The sequence below is a fragment of the Natronomonas pharaonis DSM 2160 genome (assembly GCF_000026045.1).
In the GTDB taxonomy this organism is placed as follows: domain Archaea; phylum Halobacteriota; class Halobacteria; order Halobacteriales; family Haloarculaceae; genus Natronomonas; species Natronomonas pharaonis.
The window spans coordinates 172,524-193,580 of record NC_007426.1 but is presented as its reverse complement, the minus strand read 5'-3'; the positions used below and the strand labels follow the sequence as shown (position 1 = coordinate 193,580).

At 63.6% G+C, this 21,057-nt stretch carries 21 protein-coding genes; 11 read left to right on the top strand and 10 right to left on the bottom strand.

All coding sequences use genetic code 11. From position 1 onward, the window contains the following. Positions 1 to 42 precede the first annotated feature (42 nt). Positions 43 to 1,035 carry a DUF5787 family protein gene (locus NP_RS00950; RefSeq protein ID WP_011321915.1) on the top strand — a complete coding sequence of 331 codons (993 nt, stop codon included), beginning with the start codon at positions 43 to 45 and terminating at the stop codon, positions 1,033 to 1,035. Here NP_RS00950 and NP_RS00945 read toward each other — a convergent pair. Then, positions 1,032 to 1,517: a DUF5797 family protein gene (locus tag NP_RS00945; protein ID WP_011321914.1), complete on the bottom strand. Its 486-nt coding sequence runs from the start codon at positions 1,515 to 1,517 to the stop codon at positions 1,032 to 1,034. The genes NP_RS00950 and NP_RS00945 overlap by 4 nt on opposite strands. Positions 1,518 to 1,712: 195 nt before the next feature. Between NP_RS00945 and NP_RS00940 the strand changes: the two genes are divergently transcribed. Further along, positions 1,713 to 3,332, top strand: a complete 1,620-nt coding sequence (locus NP_RS00940; RefSeq protein WP_011321913.1) for a hydroxymethylglutaryl-CoA reductase — start codon at positions 1,713 to 1,715, stop codon at positions 3,330 to 3,332. Here NP_RS00940 and NP_RS00935 read toward each other — a convergent pair. Next, positions 3,329 to 4,609: an MFS transporter gene (locus NP_RS00935; protein WP_011321912.1), complete on the bottom strand. Its 1,281-nt coding sequence runs from the start codon at positions 4,607 to 4,609 to the stop codon at positions 3,329 to 3,331. The genes NP_RS00940 and NP_RS00935 overlap by 4 nt on opposite strands. Positions 4,610 to 4,728: 119 nt before the next feature. On the opposite strand from NP_RS00935, the gene NP_RS00930 reads away from it, so the two are divergent. The 4 genes from NP_RS00930 (at position 4,729) to NP_RS00915 (ending at position 10,205) form a co-directional block, all read left to right on the top strand. After that, positions 4,729 to 5,055 carry a transcription factor S gene (locus tag NP_RS00930; RefSeq protein WP_011321911.1) on the top strand — a complete coding sequence of 109 codons (327 nt, stop codon included), beginning with the start codon at positions 4,729 to 4,731 and terminating at the stop codon, positions 5,053 to 5,055. Positions 5,056 to 5,324: 269 nt separating this feature from the next. Beyond that, positions 5,325 to 8,450, top strand: coding sequence for a carboxypeptidase-like regulatory domain-containing protein (locus NP_RS00925; RefSeq protein WP_232503978.1), 3,126 nt, complete (start codon positions 5,325 to 5,327; stop codon positions 8,448 to 8,450). Positions 8,451 to 8,508: 58 nt separating this feature from the next. Further along, a complete protein-coding gene (gene fni, locus NP_RS00920; RefSeq protein ID WP_011321909.1) occupies positions 8,509 to 9,585 on the top strand; it encodes a type 2 isopentenyl-diphosphate Delta-isomerase in 1,077 nt (358 codons plus the stop codon). A gap of 53 nt (positions 9,586 to 9,638) precedes the next feature. Then, positions 9,639 to 10,205 (top strand): DUF6517 family protein, encoded by a 567-nt coding sequence (locus tag NP_RS00915; RefSeq protein ID WP_011321908.1) that lies wholly within the window; start codon positions 9,639 to 9,641, stop codon positions 10,203 to 10,205. Here NP_RS00915 and NP_RS00910 read toward each other — a convergent pair. From NP_RS00910 to NP_RS00900, 3 genes are all read right to left on the bottom strand, one after another. Then, complete coding sequence (locus NP_RS00910; RefSeq protein WP_011321907.1) at positions 10,171 to 10,923, bottom strand: methyltransferase domain-containing protein; 753 nt, start codon at positions 10,921 to 10,923, stop codon at positions 10,171 to 10,173. The two genes, NP_RS00915 and NP_RS00910, sit on opposite strands and share 35 nt — an antisense overlap. After that, complete coding sequence (locus NP_RS00905; protein WP_011321906.1) at positions 10,920 to 11,294, bottom strand: nascent polypeptide-associated complex protein; 375 nt, start codon at positions 11,292 to 11,294, stop codon at positions 10,920 to 10,922. The genes NP_RS00910 and NP_RS00905 overlap by 4 nt, the downstream gene beginning before the upstream one ends. A 62-nt stretch (positions 11,295 to 11,356) precedes the next feature. Continuing rightward, positions 11,357 to 11,821: a PUA domain-containing protein gene (locus NP_RS00900; protein ID WP_011321905.1), complete on the bottom strand. Its 465-nt coding sequence runs from the start codon at positions 11,819 to 11,821 to the stop codon at positions 11,357 to 11,359. 109 nt (positions 11,822 to 11,930) lie between these two features. On the opposite strand from NP_RS00900, the gene NP_RS00895 reads away from it, so the two are divergent. Beyond that, positions 11,931 to 12,113 carry a hypothetical protein gene (locus tag NP_RS00895; protein ID WP_011321904.1) on the top strand — a complete coding sequence of 61 codons (183 nt, stop codon included), beginning with the start codon at positions 11,931 to 11,933 and terminating at the stop codon, positions 12,111 to 12,113. Positions 12,114 to 12,150: 37 nt separating this feature from the next. Next, positions 12,151 to 13,158, top strand: coding sequence for a signal peptide peptidase SppA (gene sppA / locus NP_RS00890; protein ID WP_011321903.1), 1,008 nt, complete (start codon positions 12,151 to 12,153; stop codon positions 13,156 to 13,158). Positions 13,159 to 13,164: 6 nt separating this feature from the next. On the opposite strand, the gene dnaJ is transcribed toward sppA, so the two are convergent. After that, positions 13,165 to 14,307 carry a molecular chaperone DnaJ gene (gene dnaJ, locus NP_RS00885; RefSeq protein ID WP_011321902.1) on the bottom strand — a complete coding sequence of 381 codons (1,143 nt, stop codon included), beginning with the start codon at positions 14,305 to 14,307 and terminating at the stop codon, positions 13,165 to 13,167. Between the two features lie 92 nt (positions 14,308 to 14,399). Here dnaJ and NP_RS00880 point away from each other — a divergent pair, with 92 nt between their 5' ends. After that, positions 14,400 to 14,579, top strand: a complete 180-nt coding sequence (locus NP_RS00880; RefSeq protein WP_049939404.1) for a hypothetical protein — start codon at positions 14,400 to 14,402, stop codon at positions 14,577 to 14,579. Between the two features lie 2 nt (positions 14,580 to 14,581). Here NP_RS00880 and NP_RS00875 read toward each other — a convergent pair whose 3' ends face one another. Both NP_RS00875 and NP_RS00870 read right to left on the bottom strand, forming a co-directional pair. Then, complete coding sequence (locus tag NP_RS00875; protein WP_011321900.1) at positions 14,582 to 14,938, bottom strand: cell division protein SepF; 357 nt, start codon at positions 14,936 to 14,938, stop codon at positions 14,582 to 14,584. A gap of 132 nt (positions 14,939 to 15,070) precedes the next feature. Then, a complete protein-coding gene (locus NP_RS00870; protein WP_011321899.1) occupies positions 15,071 to 15,550 on the bottom strand; it encodes an RNA-binding protein in 480 nt (159 codons plus the stop codon). A gap of 94 nt (positions 15,551 to 15,644) precedes the next feature. On the opposite strand from NP_RS00870, the gene NP_RS00865 reads away from it, so the two are divergent. Further along, the gene (locus tag NP_RS00865) at positions 15,645 to 16,379 is read left to right on the top strand and encodes an Sjogren's syndrome/scleroderma autoantigen 1 family protein (protein ID WP_011321898.1); all 735 of its coding nucleotides are present in this window, start codon (positions 15,645 to 15,647) and stop codon (positions 16,377 to 16,379) included. Here the strand turns inward: NP_RS00865 and NP_RS00860 are convergent. Then, on the bottom strand, positions 16,376 to 18,913 hold the full coding sequence (locus NP_RS00860) for a DEAD/DEAH box helicase (protein ID WP_011321897.1): 2,538 nt from the start codon (positions 18,911 to 18,913) through the stop codon (positions 16,376 to 16,378). The genes NP_RS00865 and NP_RS00860 overlap by 4 nt on opposite strands. Before the next feature lie 127 nt (positions 18,914 to 19,040). On the opposite strand from NP_RS00860, the gene eif1A reads away from it, so the two are divergent. Continuing rightward, on the top strand, positions 19,041 to 19,325 hold the full coding sequence (gene eif1A, locus NP_RS00855) for a translation initiation factor eIF-1A (RefSeq protein WP_049939401.1): 285 nt from the start codon (positions 19,041 to 19,043) through the stop codon (positions 19,323 to 19,325). Positions 19,326 to 19,357: 32 nt separating this feature from the next. Here the strand turns inward: eif1A and NP_RS00850 are convergent, their stop codons facing one another. Beyond that, entirely contained in the window at positions 19,358 to 21,019 is a 1,662-nt protein-coding gene (locus NP_RS00850; RefSeq protein WP_011321895.1) for a cation:proton antiporter domain-containing protein, read from the bottom strand. Positions 21,020 to 21,057: the final 38 nt, after the last annotated feature.

The window sequence follows — 21,057 nt, the reverse complement described above, 5'->3', positions numbered from 1 at the left end:
GATGCCGAACCGCTTACCTCATTGTATCCCCCACAGCCGTTCGTGAAAGAGTTCGGTTTCGAGCTACGCGTTTGTGCGTGGGCCGAGCGCCACTGGCAGCCGTCCGGTGACGGACGCGTCCTCGTCGCCCGGCAGCTCGGAACCAGAAGCCGTCGCTGGGACACCGTCATCATTGAGACGACCGAGACGGCGCTGACGCAGCGAGCAGCCTTCGGCCCCGAACGCCTTGATTCGGACCTGCTGTTTGTCGCCCAACACGCTCCGACCGGGTGGGACTATTACCGAGACTGCCTTCCTGACCCCGGCTACCCGTGGCGGTATGTCCGTGAGTCGATACACCGAGCGGCCGACCGCGGGTTCATCGAGACTCGTCGCGACGGCAACCGCATCGAAATCCGCCGACGGTATCGGTATCCCGACTGGGTCGACCGCATCGTTGCCATCGAGAACAAGCCCGACCTTGATGCGTCGGCGGCACGACGACTGGCCGAACAGCTCGAACACGATGTCGCCCTTGGGTTGGCCGACGAGGTGTGGCTAGCAACGAACACGACGGGCGATGATATCGAACCCGCGTTGCTCGAAGCGATGCCGGTCGATGTCGGTATCCTCGCCGTCGATGCTGACGGCATCCACGCCGAGCGTGTCTGGAACCCCCGTACGCTCGATGCGTCTTCTCCCGGTGTCCGTCCCACCGACCGGTGTGACGGCCGTATCGACTTCGAATACGCCGACGCCGACTGGAAGCAGCGGAAGCGGCTGGAAATCGCCGAACGAGCCTACGAACGCGGCTGGCGTTCCTACGCCGAGACAATGCGGCCCGACTGCCGCCACTTCGAGCTACGCGACCCCGCCGGTCCGTTTCCGTGGTGTGCCGCAAAGGAACGGGAACCTACCGCTACGGAGTGTTCCGGCCGCTGTGTCGACTTCGAACCCGAACCGCCCGCGTGGCGCTCGAAGGAGTGGCCGCTGTCCGGCGGCCCGGGGCGTGCCGTTTCGCAGTTGCTCGACCGGAAGCGCCAGCGACGGCGCTAAGCGTGCGCCGGCTCTTCGAGGGTTTCGACCTCGATGTCGTCCCGCTCGACGGCGAGCCTGAATGTCGGTACGGTCTTTTTTATAACGGCAACGATGCCCTTGTCTTCGAGGCTTCGAAGCCCGGACCGGACGGCGTCGACATCCGTCTCAATGCCGGCGTCTTCGAGGTCGTGGAGCACTGAAACCACACTCTGTGGTTCCCCATCGGGACCGGCGAGAACGTCGATGATATCCGACTGCAGCGGGGGTACGCGAACGATATCCTCGTCGGTATCGATGCCGACGAGCTCGGCCGCTTCGGGTGTCGCTCGGATGAGGCTGTTTTCGTCGCGGTAGTAGTACTCCTTGAGTTCGGATTCGAGATACTGGTGTACCTCGCTACCGCCGTCGAGCCCCCACCGCTCCTGCAACTCACTGTTTTTTGTCGGCTGAAGCGAAACGATGTCGGCGAGCCGCGATTCGGCTTCCTCGGAGAGTGTCATTGCCGGTGGTTACGGCTGCTCCGGTACAAAAAGGGTCGGCATGGAACCCATCCGCTACGCCGCTCCATAAACTATCGTAACGTTTCTATAGGTTCCACAAACATCCGTTATAGTTTGTACCATATACGTCATTTAGGTAATAGTATCCTCCCTACCCAAGCTTTTTAGAATACGGCGAAGGTGTGAATGACACCGATGGTGATTCCAACACCAGACAGCGGGATTCTGAAGCGGGTGTACGCCAACCTCGTGGGGTCGGGGGGCTTCGTTTCTCTCGATATACCCGACAAGGTACTCAAGCGGCTCTACACCTATGGCAGCCTGCAGGACACGGACAGGGGTGTCGAATTCGAGATAAAAAACCGGCTCCAGGACGCCAAGTTCGCGGGCGTCTCCCGGGTAGTTATAAACGGCAACGAAATTGACCCCGACAGGGTGCGGCTCGAAACCGCCGACGGCGAGACGTTCCGCCTCGATGAGGTCACCGAATCCGACCCAATATCCTTCCCGGTCGGACGGACCGTCGTTGTCGTCGTCGAGGAACTGTCGATTCCGACGGGCGACCACGATATCCACGTGGAGTTTCTGGCCGAGCCATTCGGCGAGCTGTCGCTGGACATCAGCGACACCATTCGCGACGAGGGTGAACTCCCGTCGATTCCCCGCGACGAGGAGGACAACTACAGTCAAGAGGCCATACAGATGCGCCACGAATACCTCGAAGAAGAAACGGGCGTCGACCTCGAACACGTCCCCGAGTACTCGTTTGACTCCCAGCGTGGCGAAGGCAACATTGAGAACTTCATCGGCGTCGCCCAGATGCCGCTCGGTCTCGCCGGCCCGGTCAAGGTGAACGGCGAGCACGCCGACGGCTACTATCCGATTCCACTGGCGACGACCGAGGGAACGCTTGTCGCTTCCTACAGCCGCGGTATGAAGGCCATCAATATGGCCGGCGGCGCGACGGCGACGGTCGTCGACGACCGGATGAATCGGGCTCCGGTGTTTGTCTTCGAGGACGCACGCAACGCGCGCGATTTCCGCGACTGGGTCTTCGACCACTACGACACGATGAAAGAAAAGGCCGAGGAGACCTCCAGCGTCGCCGAACTCGTCGAAATCGAGGATTACATGACGAACAACCTCGCCCACCTCCGGTTTAGTTTCCGGACGGGCGATGCCGCCGGGCAGAATATGGTTGGGAAGGCGACCTTTGCGGCCTGTAACTGGGCGCTCCAGGAGTATCCCGGTTACGTCGAGAACTTCTATCTCGAGGGGAACTTCGCGACCGACAAGAAGGCCTCAAAAGTAAACGACATGATGACCCGCGGCAAGCGTGTCACCGCGGAGGTCACGCTTGACGAGGAAACCTGCATCCACCACCTCGGGGCCGAACCGGAGAGCCTCGACCACCACAGCAAGATCGGCACGCTCGGCTCATTTATGTCGGGGGCCAACACCAACGGTGCCCATCCGGCAAACGGGCTGGCGGCGCTGTTTATCGCGACCGGCCAAGACGAGGCCAACGTCGCCGAGTCGTCGGCGGCGATTCTCAACACGACGCTGCTTGCCGACAACTCCTTGCACATCTCGGTTACCATTCCGTCGCTCATCGTCGCGACGTACGGCGGCGGCACAGGGATGGCAACCCAGCAGGAGTGTCTTGCGATGCTCGACTGCAACGGCACCGGCAACGTCAACAAACTCGCTGAAATCGCTGCCACAGTCGTTCTCGCCGGCGAGCTATCGCTCGGGGCGGCTATTTCAGCGTCCGACTGGGTGACGAGCCACGAGTCGCTCGGACGGAACCGCTAGCGGCCGCCCAAGATCGGGCCGCCTGTCGCCGTCTCCAGCGTTTCTTCGACCTGTGTGGCGACCAACACCAGCGCGAGGAACGCAAGCACAGCCCCGGCGGCAAACGGCACGACGAAGGCGTATCCGAAGAGGACGCCGGAGGAAAGCGGCCCAACGGCGGTGCCAAGCCCGAACGCCATCGTCAGCACCGAAAGAGTCGTCCCCGACTCACCCTCCTCGGCGAGGTCACCGGCGACGGCGAGCGCCGGCGCAAAGACCATCGCCACCGAGACACCGTGCAAGAGCCTGACGACGAGCATCGTCCACGATGACGTTACGAGCCCCTGTGCCAGCACCGCCGGCACCAGCAACACGAGACCCCAGACCAGAAACGGCCGCCGGCCGATGCGGTCGGCGGCCCGGCCGATGGGCATCTGGAGGATGACGTTCGCCACAACCACGGCCGCAAACTGGATCCCGAACCAGAGCGGCCCTTGGCTGAGCCGGTCGTTAATCGGTTCCTGTAGCGTGGCAAACAGCGCGATGCTGACTGCCATAAAGAAGGTTGCCACGCCGAGCACGAACACGGGGTCAAGCAGCCGACTATCGCCGAAGACGGCGATAGAGAGGTCGTCGGTCGCGTCGGCGGCCGCCATCGGCGGCTCCTCGATAAGCACCGTCACGAGCGTAAAGCTCACGAGCGCTCCGAGGACAGCGACGCCGAAGGCGGCGTTGAATCCCGAGAGCTCCGTTCCGAGCGGCAACGCGTACGGCCCGGCCTGTACGACGACGCCCGCAACGATGGGACCGAAACCGAAGCCGATGAGCCGGAACGTGTTGAAAACGCCGAAGTTGCCGCCGCGTTCCGCATCCGAACGTGCGAGGTCGTTGACAAGCGCAATCGTCGTTGGGATGACGAACGCGCCGCCAAGCCCCTGCAGCGCCCGAACGACAAGCAGCGCCTCATAGCTCTCGACGAGCGCGTAGGCGACACTTGTAACCGCCAAAACGACCAGCCCGAAGAGGATGTATATTTTCCGCCTGGCGGTGCGGTCCGAGAGCCGTCCCGTGAACGGCTGTGCGAAGCTGTTTACGAACCCGAAAAGCGACAGCGCGACGCCGATGAGTAGCTCGACAGTCAGCGGGATACCGAGGACGCTTGCCCCCTCGAAGGCGGGCAACGCGAGCTCGCCGCTGGCGATATACAGCGGCAGCACGATAATGAGAAACGAGTTCGCGACCGCGTCCGCCATGCGGGCAAGCGCCAGCACGACGACTCGGCGGTCCGTCCCGAACATCTATCGAACGGACGGTCGGTTCGCCTAAGATGTTTCCGAAAGCGCACACTCGGTCAGTTGTTTTCTCCGGAGTCGCCGAACCCGGCTGTTTAAATACACGGCCCAACCGATATGCCGGTATGGAATTCTGCGACGAATGCGGTTCGATGATGCACAGCGAGGACGGGCTGTGGGTCTGTCGCTCCTGTGGCTTCGAGAAACAGCAGGGAGACGACGACGCCGACCGGATGACGACGACTGAGGGCCAAGACACCGACAGCGGCCCGGTCGACATGTCTGAGGTCGACGACTCCGAAATCGGTCCGACGACGCGGGTCAACTGCCCCGAGTGTGGTAACGACCGCGCCCGCTACGAGATGAAGCAGATTCGTGCCGCCGACGAATCGGAGACGCGCTTTTTCACCTGTACCGAGTGCGAACACAAGTGGCGCGAGGACGACCACTAGCTGTTTTAACGGCGACGTAGCAACTCCGGGTGTCTCCTTTTATTTGGTCGCTTCTGGGAAACGGAAACAAACTCACTCATAATTCCATTCCTGTTATATATGTGTGTTTTTAACATGCGGTTGTAGATGGGGGGTTTGCAGTACTAATGCAAGCACGTAGCGATCTATCGCCGGCCGAATCGGCGAATGACGACGGGGGATACAGCACCGATACCGAAGCCGGAGCTCTTCGGAGAACACATCGCAGGACGCTGGCGGGGGTGGGAGTCGTGGCTCTTGCCGTCGCTTTGCTCTGTCTTACGGCGGTCCCAGCAACCGCGGCTGGGGCGCCACAAACGAATGCAGGGCCGGCGGACACACACGCAAGCACCGATGTCCCGGCGTCGGAGGTCGTCGACTACGCTGTTGTTCCCGAGGATGCCGAAGGCGAGGCGGGCGACCGGGTTGCAGTCGACATCGAGGCTATCGACTTCACCGAAGACGGCGACGGCGATGTGACTGCCTACGACTTGACAGTTGACTACGACGATGAAATACTCGTCTTCGACAGCGCCGAGTCGTTCCTCGCGGAGGATGAAGACCTCGACGTAGAGCAGGACAATGGTACCGTGTCGGTTGAATGGAATCCCAACGCTTTCGAAAACGCGTACGACGAGATGATTGCTGAGGTCGCGGACGGCGAAGCCTCGCCCGATATGAACGTCACGCTCGTCACGCTTGAGTTTGCGTCCCTCAGCGATTACGCGGGCGAGACTGCTGAAATAGATGTCACGGACGACTCACAGATGTGGCACGGCACGACCGAACTGGAGTCGTATGATGGCGACGATGTCTGGTGGGGCCACGGGAAAGTCGACATCGTTGACGAACTCGAAGACGACGGGCCAAGCGGGCCGGACGGACCGCAGGTCGGTGAATTCACTGCGGTGAGTCAGGGTGGATTCGTCGCCTTCAACGAAGAGACTGAGGCTGACGCCCGCGAGGAGGGCGTTGAGTTCCCGGCTCGGAGTGACGACGAAACCCCGATCCAGATACGTGGCGAGATATTCGACGACGGCTCGTGGCAGTCGACAGAAGTTTCGTTCCCCACGCTTGAGGCCAGCGGCATGGATGTTGACGTGTACGTCGACGAGAAACTGTACGGCGACATTGATGAGGACGCTGACCACATGACCGCCGAGGGTGAGTTCCGGGTCGTCATCGACAACGACGAGGATACGTCCTTCGAGTTTGAGATAGCCTCGCTGACAGACGACAGCAATGCGTTGTCCGGTAGTGGTGATATCGCCGACGACGGCGGTGCAGTGACCGTCGTCGACAACGAGTTCCTCGTTGAGGACACGACCGGCGACAGTACCGTCGACAGCGGACTGGGGCTCCCTTCGACGGAGGAAGGTGAAAACTGGATTGAGCTGCCGCTTGATATCGAAATAACCGACACTGACGTTCCGACCGGCTCCGTCGAAGGCACTGTCGAATCAGAAGCCGGCGACCCGATAGCTAACGCGGATGTGAACGTTGTCGACGAGCTGGATGCAACCCAAACCGATGAGGACGGCTCGTATGCGTTCGACCTCCCTGTTGGTACGTACGACCTTGCGGTCGACGCGGATGGCTACTACGAGACGACAGTTGAAGTCGAAATTGAGGAAGACGAGACCACCGAACGCGATATCGCGCTCGAAGCTGGCGACCCCGCGTTAGAAGCCATCCTCGTCGGGGATGAGGTTACCGCCGGTGAAACGGCCGAAATCGTCGCCACAATCGAAAACGTCGGTGACGGCGCGGGCACACAGGATGTTGTGTTGTCAGTCGGCGACGACTCGATGACAGAATCGGTCACCCTCGACGTTGAGGAAGAGGCTTCCGTCTTCTTCGATTGGGAGACCAGCACAGACGACGTTGGAGAACACACCGCTGAAATAGAAACGGAAGACGATACTGCAAGCGCCGAGGTCGTCGTCGAGGCGGATGACGACGAGGCTGAAGATGCAGAGGGAGCCGATACGGTTTCCGTAACGAGCCAAGGCGGTTTCATCTCCTTCTCTGAGCCCGACGACGTCGAGACTGCCCGCGAGGAGGGCCTTGAGCTCCCTGCGGAAGGCGATGACGACGGCGCAATCGAAGTCGAAGGAACCTACAACGGCGACACGTGGCGTTCGACATCGGTCGACTTCCCGGACCTCGATGCAGACGGCATCACAGCCGAGGTGTCTGTTCCGGACGGTCTGGAGGGTGAACTCGACCCCGAAAGCGATTACATGACCGTGGAAGGAACCCTGACTGTGACTATCCCTGACGCCGGGAGCTTCAGTTTCGATGTCGAACTTACCACTGACGGAAGCGGTGCGCTCGACGGAAGCGGAGACCTCGATGCCGACGGCGGGTCCGTTACCGTGGTCGATAATGAGTACCTCGTTTCCGACGAGAGCGGCGACGATACGATCGATACAGTGCTTGACCTTCCGGCGACCTCTCCGGGTGAAAACTGGCTCGAACTCGAACTCAGCGTCGATATCGAAGAAGGTGAAACACCGGACACAGCGGCTGCGGAAGACGAAGACGAGGCCGACAAAGAGGACGACCCGGAACAGTCGGCCGCCGAAGCGTCTGACGATGACGAATCCACCAGCGGTGAGTCGGCAGCGGAACCCGCTGAGGTCGAAGTCGACGGTGAGTCCTTTGTCGCTCACAGCCAAGGCGGGTTCATCTCCTTTGCCGAGGACGGCGAAGACCAAGCCATTGAGGAGGGACTTGCCTTCCCAGTACAGGGTGACGACGACAGTCACATCCGAATCGTCGGCACAATCGACGACGGTACGTGGGAATCAGAGCAGACGGTGTTCCCGACGCTCGTGACTGATTCAGGCGTTGAAGCCGAAGTCAGCGCACCCGACGGTCTTTCGGGTGAAATCAACGAAGAAACCGGTGAGATGACGGCAACCGGTGAACTCGAAGTCGCCGTCGGTGGGGACCCGGACACGACGTTCAGCTTCGAAATCGATACGACAACTGGCGACAGCGGTGCTCTTAGCGGTGACGGCTCCTTCAGCGACGACTCTGGCTCCGCGACGCTCGTGGACAATGAGTTCCTCGTCGATGATACAACCGGTGACACGATTATCGACTCCCAGCTTGAGCTTCCGGTCACCGAATCAGGAACCAACTGGTTCGAACTAGAACTGGACGTCGAGTTCGATGCAGACGGGTCGGAAAGCGGTGATGCCGGCGACGAATCCGAGGAGACCGGTGCAGCCGAGGAGACACAGCAGGACTACGGTGGCAGCCTCGTCACCAGCTTCGGACAGCTGACTGGCTTCCTCGGAATGGTAGCTGCCGGCGGGCTAGTCACGTTCAGTCTCGCTAGCCGAGTCGCCGTCTTCGCCGGGCTCTGACCACCGGTTTCGACTACATCGGCAAACCTTTTCGTTCCTGACCCTGTAGCCGGCGACAATGCCGGACTCGGAGCCGTCTGAGACGGAGGACCGCAAGGACGACCACGTGCGAATCATCCGCGAAGAAGATGTCGAATCCGGCGGCACCGGGCTCGGCGATGTCCGTCTGGTTCACGAGGCGTTGCCCGACGTCCACTACGATGATATCGACACCAGCATCCCCTTCCTCGGTGCTGAACTCGACGCGCCGATAGTCATCGAGAGCATGACCGGCGGCCACGCCAACACGACCGATATCAACCGGGCGCTTGCGGCCGCCGCCGCCGAGACAGGTATCGCGATGGGCGTCGGCAGCCAACGGGCCGGGCTTGAACTCGACGACGAGGGCGTCCTCGAATCCTACACCGTCGTCCGCGAGGCCGCCCCGGACGCGTTTCTCTACGGGAACCTCGGGGCCGCACAGCTCAAAGAGTACGACCTCGAAACCGTCGAACGCGCCGTCGAGATGATAGACGCCGACGCGCTCGCCGTCCACTTGAACTTCCTGCAGGAAGCGGTCCAGCCGGAGGGCGATGTCGACGCTCGGGGATGCTTGCCGGCCATCGAACGGGTCGTCGACGGTCTCTCAGTGCCGGTCGTCGTCAAGGAGACCGGCAACGGGTTCGCCGCTGAAACGGCACGCCGGCTCGCCGATGCCGGCGTTGACGCAATCGACGTCGCCGGCAAGGGCGGTACGACGTGGTCCGGCGTCGAAGCCTACCGCGCGGCCGCCGTCGGGGCCTCCAGACAGGAGCGCGTCGGCGAACTGTTCCGCGAGTGGGGCGTCCCGACCGCGGTCAGCACGCTCGAATGCGCCGCCGAACACGACTGCGTCGTCGCCAGCGGCGGCGTCCGAACGGGCCTCGATGTCGCGAAGGCCATCGCCTTGGGAGCCCGCGCCGGCGGTCTCGCCAAGCCGTTCCTCGAACCGGCCGCATCGGGCACCGAAGCCGTCGTCGAGCGCATCGAGGATTTGAAAACTGAACTCCGGACGGCGATGTTCGTCACCGGTTCGCCGACAGTCGCCGACCTCCAAGAGACTGACTACGTACTTCTGGGCGGGACCCGCCAGTACGTCGAGCAGCGCGGCGACTGACTCTGGCGACCTCTCTGCTCACATTTTTGACCGGCTCAGCCCAATACGGCTGCATGTCGGTGCCCGTTCCCGAGTCGGCGCTGGACGGCGGCTGGACCCACGCGAAGAACCGCAGCCGGACCGTCTTCGAGGGGTTCGGCGTTTCAGTCCGTGCTGAGACCGTCATCTACGAGGACGCCGACCTCCGGGAGCGCATCGCCGCTGCCGGTGGCCCAGACCGTGTCTGGCGGTTCTTTTTCAGTTCACGGCTCGCCGTCTCTCCGTCGCCGCCGCTTCTCGAGACGGTTGGCAGACCGCACGCGGTCAGAGAATCAAAACAGGATTTCGCAGCCGAACTCCGCGCCCGCGGCATCGAGGGTGTCTCCGCCGGCGACACCCGGTCGGTCCGCGTTGCGGACGCCGAGGCGGCGCTGACACCGTTCTATGGGACCGTCGATGCTGACGGAGCCACAGTCGATGTTGTCGGCGCGTTGGCGCTGTGGTACGAGGATGGGTTCCTCGTCGCAGGTGGTGCGTACCCAAGCGACGGCGTCGAACGGTGGGTCGATGTTGCGCCCGACGCCTTCGAAACGGAGCTCCTGTCGCTCATTCGAGCGACGGCAGAAACCGCGCAAACGTGAGATAGCCGGTGTGTCCGACCCCGGCCGTCGAGGGGCGAGAGCCGCGGTCGTCGAAGTCCATCTCCCGCTGAATGGTCTCCAGCGTCTCGACATCGTCGAGGCCAGCCTCACGTGCCGCCTCGGCGCACGCCCGCGCTGTCTCGACAAACGGCGAGTACGTGGCGATGAAGCCGCCGGACGCGAGCAGGTCGTCGGCCTGTGCGACGACCTCGGGGGCGTCGCCGGTATCAAGCGTTATCAGGTCGAACGGTCCCTTGAGGTCGTCGATGGTGGCTGCGATATCGCCGGTCTCGACGGTGACATTGTCGGCGACGCCCGCCGTCTCCATGTTCTCGCGTGCGACCTCGGCGAACTCGGGGTCGCGCTCGTAGGTCGTCACCTCGACGCCGAGCCGGCCGAGATACGCCGCGAGCACGCCCGTTCCAGTGCCGGCGTCGAGTGCTCGGTCGCCCGCAGCGACGCCGGTGTGACCGACGACGAGGCCGATGTCGCGGGGCATCATCGGCGCGCCGGTTCGTTCGAGATGGTCGAAGAGGTCCGGGCCGCGGAGCCGGCGGACCTCGAAGGATTCGTCCAGATGCGTCTCGACGGTCGTGCCGGGCTCGATGTCCTCCGGGAGTTCGAGCACCCCGAGGTCTGTTTCCTGTGTCGCGCCCGGCTCAAGCAGGAACTCGCGGTTGCCGCGTACGACGAGCACGCGGCGGTCGGCGCGTGTCACTCCAGCTTCTGGACGGCCGCCGCGAGGTCGCCGGTCTCCTCGAGCGTCTCCCGGGCTGTCGATTCGCTGACGCCGGCCCGCTGGGCGACGATTTCGACATCGTCCTCGGAGAACTCGCCGCCGCTTTCGGTCTCGCTGTCGTCTTCGGAGCCGCTGTCGCCTCGCTCGCGACTCTCGGGCTCGCCGACGACCTGATAGGTCTGCTGGCCCTGAGCGTCCATTAGTTGGACCTCAGCGTCGTCGAAGACGAGTTCCTCGTCGGCTGTACGGATGACGACCTCCTCGGCGTCGATTTCTTCGAGGTCGATACCCATCTGGTTCATCATCTGCTTCATCTTGCGCGGGTTCAGTCCGCCGCCTCCTCCGAACATACGTGTACAGACGGTACGGCGGTGCAAAAAGCCTGATGTTCCGCCACGTCGTGGTCGGCTGTTTACTCCGGATTCCCGTCGCGGACCGCGACCGCCATCCCGGTTTCGAAGTCGGCCATCGCGGCGGCGGAAAGCTCCGCTCGCCCGACCGCCAGAAGGTCGCCGTCGTAGTGTTCGACGAGTACCTCGTCGCCGGGGCGAATCGCGGGGTCGACCTCGCGGACGAACTTCGCGAAAACGTTCTTTTCATCGCGGACGAACGGCTCGCTGTCGTCGCCGACGATGACGCGGTAGGCAGGCGGCGACAGCGCTGTCTGCAGTCGTTTTCCGCCGACGGCACTCAGTGTAACCCGTCCGTCAGTCCCGTAGGAGACGACCCGCTCGCCATCGACCAGCACCTGCTGTGGGCGTCCCGACCCCGTCCGCTGGATTTCGACCTCGCCGTCGAACAGCGCCTCGCCGGCCCCGCGTCCGAACTGGTAGTCGGCGACGGTCCGCAGGGCGTCTACGTCGCGTTCGTCGCTCACGCCCGGCCTTCGGCGGTCCCGAGCATACACGTTTCGGAAGTCGAGCGGTTGCCGGTTCCAACCGGTCGGTTCCGCTGGCTTTATGCTGGAGACTCACTGAAAAGCGCATATGGCAACGGATACACAGAAGCTCGGAGCCGGGCTCGCCGCGCTCGTCGTCGGCAGCGTGCTGATTCTCTCGACGAGCTTCGTCAACACGCCCGTCCCGGGTGCTGCGGCGGGGGTCGCGGCGATGCTCATGGCCGTCGGCTCGCTGCTTGTCGGCCTCTCCGAGAAAGGCGCTGGCGTCTAGCCGCGGTCGCCCAGTTTTAACAGGTGGCCGTCCTTGCATGCAGACGATGAGCCGTATCGCAACCGCAAGCCGAGTCGTACTTGGTGTTTTTGTTGCCGCCGTCGTCGCCGTCGCCGGCTGGGTCATCTTTATCGAGGTGCCCACGACGATGGCCGACCTCGTTGGCGTCGTCTTCGTCATCGTCGCCGCCACCGTTGGACTCCGCATCGGTGGCAACATCGCCACCAGCCTCGCGCCGGGGTACAACGTCGCCGAGGTCGCCGTTGAGGGACCGATAACCCGCGACGGCGGCGGTGGAATGCCGCTTTCGCCCCCCGGGTCACCCGGTGCCGACGATATCGTCGAGCAAATCGAGGACGCCGACGCTGATGACAACGTCGAGGCGCTCCTTTTGCGTCTCAACACGCCCGGCGGCGCGGTCGTCCCCAGCGACGACATCCGGCTGGCTGCGGAGGCCTTCGACGGCCCAACGGTCGCCTACACGACCGACGCCTGTGCTAGCGGCGGCTACTGGATAGCCAGCGGCTGCGACGAACTGTGGGCCCGCCGCGGCAGCGTCGTCGGCTCTATCGGCGTCCGTGGCTCCCGCATGACGGCCGCCGAGCTGCTCGACCGGGCCGGCGTCGAGTACGAACAGCTCACCGCCGGCGAGTACAAGGAGGCTGGCGTTCCCTTCGACGACCTCGGCGACGACGAGCGGCAGTACCTGCAGGGCATCGTCGACGACTACTACGACCAGTTCGTCGAAACCGTCGCCGAGGGCAGAGAGATGGAGCCGTCAGCCGTCCGGGAGACGGAGGCGAAGGTCTTCCTCGGAGAGGAGGCCTTCGAACGCGGGCTGGTCGACGACCTCGGAACGAAAGACGAGGTCTGCGAGCGGCTCGAAGAGGTGCTCGGCACCGAGGTCGAAACGACCGAACTCGAACCACAGCAGGGCCTCGCCGCTAGACTACAGGGTGGCGCAGAACGCGTCGCCTACGCCTTCGGTGCCGGCCTCGCCGGACGCTTTGTCGACGCCGAAGGCGAGTTCCGGTTTCGGGTCTGAAACCCGCTAGAAACTGCTTTTGAGCTTCTCGAAGAAGCCCTGCTCGACGTCGATTTCCTCGCCGCCGGCTTCGGCGAAGGCCTCAAGCGCTTCCCGCTGTTCCTCGTTGAGACTCTCCGGAGTGACCACTCGGACCTGTACGTAGAGGTCGCCGTGGCCGCGCCGTTTGAGCCGCGGCATCCCCTTGCCCCGCAGCCGGAACGTCTCGCCGCTTTGGGTGCCGGCCGGAACGTCCATCTCGACAGCGCCGTCGAGCGTCGGCACCTCGACGGTGTCGCCGAAAACCGCCTGTGGGAACGAAATCGGATGGCGACACCGGAGGTCGTCGCCGTCCCGCTCGAAGGTCTCGTGGTCGTCGATGCGGATTTCGACGAGCAGGTCGCCCTTCCGGCCGCCGTTCTCGCCGGGCGCGCCCTCGCCGTCCATCCGGAGCGTCTGTCCGTCGCGGATACCGGCCGGTACCTCAACCTGCAGGGTGGTCTCGTTTCGGACCTGCCCGTCGCCGCGGCAGGTCGAACACGTCTCGGAGTAGATGGTCCCCTTACCGTCACACTGTGGGCACTCGCGGGTCTGCTGGACGCGTCCGAGCGCGGTCTGCCGAACCGTCGTCTGCTGGCCGCGACCGTCGCAGGCCGAACAGGTCCGCGAGTCGGCGTCCGGCGGATGGCCCGCCCCGTCACAGTCGGGGCACTCCTCCGGCCGGGTGACGGTCAATTGCTTTGTGACGCCGTGGTAGGCGTCTTCGAGGTCGACTTTCAGCCGCGTTTTGAGGTCCGACCCCTGCCTCGGGCCCGAGCGGGATTGGGAGCGCCCGCCACCGCCGAAGAACTGCTCGAAGATGTCGTTCATGCCTCCCATTCCGCCACCGCCCATGCCGCCCATGCCGCCGCGGCCGCGGTCGGTGTCGGTCGCGCCGCGCTTTTCGGCCTCCTGGAAGCGCTCGTGGCCCATCTGGTCGTACATCCGCCGCTTCTCGTCGTCGAGGAGCACCTCCTTTGCCTTCTTTACCTGCTTGAACTTCTCCTCGGCGTTCGGGTCGTCCGAAACGTCCGGATGATACTCGGAGGCCTTTTTCCGATACGCCTGTTTGATCTCGTCCTCGTCGGCGTCCCGCGAGACGCCCAAAACCGAGTAGAAGTCCTCGCTCATTCGTTGTCTGCGGTAGACGGTTGAGACACTTGAAAAGAACGGGTCGACGACGCCGCGATACTGTTTTGCCCCATCGGGTGCTACCGCCGCGTATGCCCGACACCGTAACCCCGGTGACGCCGAAGAAGACCTCGCTCGGCAACAAGATACTCGACTCCGTCATCGGCATCGGCGCGATGCTGCTATTGGTGCCGCTGGCGCCGTTTCTCATCCTGATTTGGCTGTGGGACCGGTTCCGAAGCGATGGCGACGATGGCCCCGCCGACGACTGACGCTATCGGCCGATTTTCGACCGCGAGATACCGACGCCTGCCGGCGTAATAATGAGCTGGTCGTCTTCCTTTTGGACGATATCGCCGCCGACCTCGTTTGCGACCTGCTTGAGTTCGTCGAGAATGTGTTCCATCGTCCGGTCGCTCGTCGTATGCCGGATGATGTCCGCGATGACGATGTCGCCGTCGTAGACGGCGTCTTTGATGTCGATGACGTCGTTTTTCTCGCTGATGTCGGTGAAGCGGACCTGTACGGAGGCCGCGCCCGCCTCGCTGGCGTCGAAGTCGTCGACATCCAGCTCAACGTAGTCCTCGGCGCTGTGGGAGTTTCCGCCGAGAAGCTTGCTCATGAGTCCCATATACGAGCAACCGACTGCGGGCGGCATAGGTCTTACGTCAGACGTGACAGCCGCTTCCAGCCGTCTGGTATACTTTGTGGCCGGAATGCATCCCCAACGCAGTCGACGGCCGGCCCGATTCCTGTGGTATGTCTACACGTGGAATTCATACAGGTCGTCGCCGACGTGGTGGAGCGTCTCGACGACCTTTCCGGAGTCGCCGACCATGTCGTCGCCGTCGGCCTCGGCGCGGCCGACACCCAGTGCCTTGCCGTGGGCTTCTTCGACGATGACAACGAGGTCGCCGGGCTCGATGTCGGCTGTCGCTTCCGTGATACCGGGGCGCATCACGTTCGCGCCGTCGGAGACGAACGAGACTGCCCCCGAGTCGACTGTCACGACGTGGCTGTCGGGGGCGTACTCGTTGGCCCCGCGGACGGTCAAAAAGAGGTCGTCGTCGAAAGAGGCAACGAGCGGTTCGCCGTCGACGAGGACGACCTCGCGGTCAACGTCGTCGAACTCGACGCGCTCGTAGCTGTCGCCGTCCGGGGTGACACCGAGCCGGTCGGCGAGCCGCTCTTCGAGGGCGTCGATTTCGTCCGACCGGAGGTGGTGACGTGATTTCACCTGCATACCGGTGTGTGGGTCCCTCACCGGTTAAAAACCGCCGGTCGCCGTGGCGGTGCCGAGCGCAGTCCTTTTGCGGCAAAGCCGCCTTTGTGCGTATATGAGCGACTTCGACCGGGAGAAAGAACGCGAAAAGCTCCGCGAGAAATACGAGCAGGACAAGCAAAAACGGGAGGCCTCAGAGCGGATGAGCGAGCTGCTCTTGCAGGGTGCGACCATGACGAACCGACACTGCCCCGAGTGTCACTCGCCGGTTTTCCGCCACGAGGGACAGGAGTTCTGCCCGACCTGCCAGCAGGTCGTCACCGAGGACGGCGACCTCGTGGACCCGGCAGACGCCGGTGCTGGCGCGGACACTGGGGCCGACAGCGAGGCGGGCTCGAACGCCTCACCCGACACCGACGCGCAAACCGACACGGATGCCGAGCCTGCGCCATCGGCTGACGCCCACGAGCCATCGGCGTCGGAGGCTGCTCCCGAGCGCGGCCGCGACCCCGGCGCGGACGCCCCGGCCGAAGCCGAGCCGGAACCTGATGTCGACCGCCGCCCTGCAACCACCGACGAACGGCGGCCCGCCCGCGTCGACCCCCCGGCACGGAGCGAGCCCTCGGAGCCGTCGACACCTGATGCCCACGAGTCGACCGGACGACGCAAAGCCCCCCGCGACCGCCGGCCGACCGGTAGCGGCTTCGATTCCACGGAGGCGACGCTCGCCGACGAAATCGCAGCGCTCACCCAACAGGCCGCAGAGACCAGCGATATCGGCCGCAAACGCGACCTGCTTGCGGCCGCCCGCGAGGCCGCCGAGACGCTACAGACGATTCGCCGACTCTAGCTGCTGTCGGCGTAGGTGGTTCCGGTCACGTCGCGTATCCGCTCGGCGGTCACGTCGCCGACGCCGTCGACTGCTTGTAATGCTTCCTCGTCGGCGCTCATCACCGCCTCAACGCTGCCGAAGTGTTCGAGCAGTGCCCGAGCCGTCACGGGACCGACCTCGGCGACGGCGCTGACGACGTACTCCTGTTTTTCGGCCAGCGTCTTGCCGCCTTTCTCGCCGTGGACGGAGACGCTTCGGTCGTCGGTCTCCTGTTCGCGGGTTGCGATTACCTCCAGCAGGTCGGCCGTCTCGTCGGTGTCGGTCGTTCGCAGCACGCTCGCACCGAAGTCGACCGCAAGCGAGGCGACCGCGCCCCGGATGGCGTTGGGATGGACGTTTCGTCGCTCGTAGAGTCCCTCGCCTTCGATGATGACAACGGGGCGGCCGTAGTGGCGGGCCGCTGCCCCCACCTGCTCGAACATCGAGCGGTCACCGCCGACGAGCGTCTCCAGAAAGTCTTCGACGGCCTTCCGTTCGACGACGACCCTATCGGAGAGGACGTAGTCGCCGACCGCGAGCGTCTCCAGCCGCGTCTCGACTCCGTCACGCATCGAGAGGTCCCGGGCGATGTGTGAGTCAAGCTCCCGCTGGTCGGCGACGATTTCGACCGTTTCGCCCTCCGGGGCCGCCGTTGCCACCGTGCCCGCTTCGTCCGTGTCTGTCCCGTCCGCTTCGGCGGCGAAGTCGGTTAGCCCAACCTGTCTGTCGGCGTCTTCCGCGGGCTCTGCCGCGTCGCCACCGTTGCTGTCCGTATCGGGAGCTACTTCGGCCGTATCGCCCGATGTTTCCGCCTGGTTTCCGTCGTTGGATTCTCCGCCCCCGCTGTCAGGCGGCTCCGCCTCACCGGACTCGGCTTCGTCCTCTGCTGTGTGTTCGCTTTCCTCGCTTCCTTCCGGTGGAGCTTCGGCGAACGACCCGAGGTCGGCCTGTGCGATTTCGGCTTCGATTTCACCCTCGATGGATTTCAGCTTCCGGAGCTCTTCTTCCATCCGCTTTTCTTCGTTTCGCGACATCCAGAAGAACGCCTCGTCGCGGGTGTCTTCGGCCAGCAGAACGACCACCCGACCGTCGCTGGCCCGCCCGGTGCGGCCCTTCCGCTGGATGGAGCGGATGCCCTTCGGCACCGGCTCGTAGAACAACACGAGGTCGACATCCGGAACGTCCAGTCCCTCTTCGGCGACCGATGTCGAGACGAGCACCTCGAACTCCCCGCTCCGGAAGGCATCGAGCGTCTCTTTTTGTTCGGTCTGTGTCATCCCATCGGAGCCGTCCTTGTCGCCTTGGCCGACGAACCGCCGCGTCTCGAAGTGTTCGCCGAGAAACGCCGTCAGACTCTCGGCGGTGTCGCGCGATTCGGTGAAGACGATGACTCGCTCGCCGCCCTCGATGCCGAGCGTCTGGGCGAGCAGAATCCGCGTTCGACGGAACTTCGGGTGGAGGTCATCGAACGCCGTGGCTTTTCGCATCGCAGCCTGTACCCGCGGCTCGCTGACGAACCGCTGGCTGGCCTTCGATGCGCCCGAGGATTTCGCGTCCTCGCGCTGGCGCTCGAAATACCGCCGAACCGACTCGACGCTCTGTGTCTCGACGAGTTCGACGGCCCGCCGGAGTTTCATAATCTCGGCGTGAGCGCTCATTCCCTTGTAGCCGCTACTGTCGTCGTTATTGATGAGTTCCTGCAGCTTCGCCCGGATGGCGTTGAGCTGCGATTGGGACATGTTCGGGTCCGTCGATGTGGTGACGCCCAGCTCTTTCAGCTTCGTCAGGCGCTCCGTGATGACCTCGTTGAGGTTGTCGCGGATGTCGATGACTGCCTCGGGAAGCTCGACCCGCTCCCACTCGACATCGGTGTGGTGGGTGTACTCGTCGACATCGGCATCAGCCTCCGTCATCACCGCCACCTCACGGAGCCCGAGGTTGTCACAGACGGTGAGTATCTCTTCTTTGTCGCCGCCGGGCGAGGCGCTCATCGCCGTCACCAGCGGCTTCGCGGCATCCTCGTGGTACCGCTCGGCGATGTAGTTGTATGCGTAATCGCCGGTCGCCCGGTGACATTCGTCGACGGTGAGGTGGGTCACCGGTCGCAACGAGACCCGGTTGCCGACGAGGTCGTTTTCGACGACCTGCGGGGTCGCACAGACGACGCTGGCGTCCTCCCACAGCGCGGCACGGTCGTCCGGGCGGACAGCACCGGTGAACACAACGACCTCGTCGTCGGCAAGCGTCAATGCCTCGCGATAAAAGGCGGCGTGCTGTTGGACCAGCGGCTTTGTCGGCGCTAACAGGAGCGCCTTGCCGCCTCGGTCGGCCAGCCGTTCGGCGGTTACCAGCAGGCTCACCGCGGTCTTACCGAGTCCGGTCGGCAGACAGACAAGCGTGTGGTCTTCGGCGGCGGTCTCGGCGAGTTTGAGCTGGTAGCGTCGTTTTTCGAGCAGCCCCTCCGCCAACAGTGGCCCCTCGATATACTCCGTATCCTCGGCGGCTGTCGCCATCTATGGCCTTTTTGGCGTGTTTCGGGATAAGCGTTCGGCCAGCACGGTGGACGTGATATCCGTCTGGACTCGGGCCAGTGGTGAGAAAAAAGCGACCACTTAACCGTCTACGCTGTCTATATATCTTGTGACAGAGGAAACACAGCGGAAGGATCTCCGCATGCCGGACGACAGCGAGATGTTTGCGACGGTGACCGAAATGCTCGGCGGCCAGCGCGTTCGCCTCCAGTGTAACGATGGTAAAGAGCGCATGGGCCGGATTCCCGGTCGGATGCGCTTCCGAACGTGGATCAACAAGGACGATGTCGTTCTCATCGAACCGTGGGACTGGCAAGACGAGAAGGCCGACATCGAGTGGCGGTACGAGGAAGCCGACGCGAACCAGCTGCGCCGCGAAGGCCACATCAAGTAGTTACGTCTTGTAATACGCCGCGTTCAGGCCCGTTACTTGAGCCGTTCTCGTTGCTCCGCCCGTAGCTCCGCCGGTGTCGTCTCGCCTTCGAGCACCGCGCGAACGCGGCCGATGAGTTCCTCGCTGGCCAGCAGGTCCGGGACGCTGACGTAGGTCGCCCCCGCATCAAGCAGCCGCAGCGCGGTTTGCTCGTCGCCGGCCCGGAGGACGAGGTCCGCCTCGAGGTCGAACGACAGCAGTCGTTGCGAGACGGGCTCGAAGTCGACCATCGACATGACAAGCGCTGCGTCGGTGACGTTTGCTTTCTCCCACGTGTACTGGTCCATCGCGTCGCCGAAGATATACGCGTCACACTCTCTTTGCACCGCATCGTGTCTCGCCGGGTCGTTTTCGATGACTACGTACGGCACGTCGAGTTCCTCACAAGCGGCCACCACCGGCTTTCCGGTGTGGCCGTAGCCAACCACAACGATGTGGTCGCTGATGTCGTCCGGAACATCACTCATCGAATCGACCTTCCCGTGACGGCTCGGCAACAGCCCTCGCTTGGAGAGCCAGCGGTAGATGGCTTCGTCGTGTCGCTGGGTGAGACTCGAGGTGACCATCGTCACGACAGCCGCGAGGACGACAGCGTCGAGCGTTATCTGCGTCAAGAGCCCGAGCAGGAACGCCTCGATGGCGATGATGAGCGCGAACTCGCTCACTTGGTCCGAGGTAGCCCCCGTCAGCGTCGCCGTCCGCGCCTCGTACCCCTTGTACATGAGTATGGCAATCGTGACGGCCGGCTTTACGAGCCCGGCCAGTACGACGAGTCCCCCGGCCAGCAACAGCTTGTTTATCGATTCGGCGGTTCCGGCATCGACGAACGGGACGACGACGAGCGCCCCGACGGTGACGAAGAAGATGGCGACAAAGAAGTCCTTCAGCGACTCGACACCGTTGAACAGGCCGAGATGCGTCCCCGGTTCGTGGCGGATAGCCAGCCCCGCAGCGAAGGCCCCGACGGCAATCGAGACGCCGAAGACCTCGGCCGCGCCGATGAAGACGACGAGCAGCGAGACGGCCCCGATTATCATCAGTTCGTCGGAGCCGCCGGCCAGCCGTCCGAGCGCGTCAAAGAGATACCGATTGATAGCCACCGCGGCCGCGAACAACACCAGTCCGTACCCCAACTGCGTCGCTATCGGGTCAGCGGCAAACGCCTCGGCGCTGATGATGAGAAGCACGCCGACCGCAAACAGGTCCTGCACGAAGTTGATAGACTCCGCCAGCCGGCCGTGGACGAGGTCCATCCATATCTCCCGCTGTAGCAACGCCGTTGCGACAATCGTCGACGAAAGCGCAGCAGCGATACCGAACAGGGCCGCCTCGACGGGCGGCAGCCCGACGACCACACCGAAGCCCGTACCGAGCGCCCCGACGACCCCGATTTGACCCAGCGCGGCGAGTTCGCTGTCGGCCAAGACCGTTCTGAGGGAATCCAACTGGATGCCGACACCAAACGAGAACACGAGGAGGGCAACGCCGTAGCGGGCCAGCTCGAGAACGAGTCCCTGCTCTTCGAAGAATCGGCCGGCGACGATGCCAGCAAGGATGAGCAGCGGCACCGCCGGGATATCATACCGGTTAGCAAGGAGCAGGAACGGCCCGGCGACGATGAACATCACCGAGACGATGGTCAACAGGTCACTCATTGGCCACGCCTCCTCTCAGGCTGGTCGACGGTATGCCC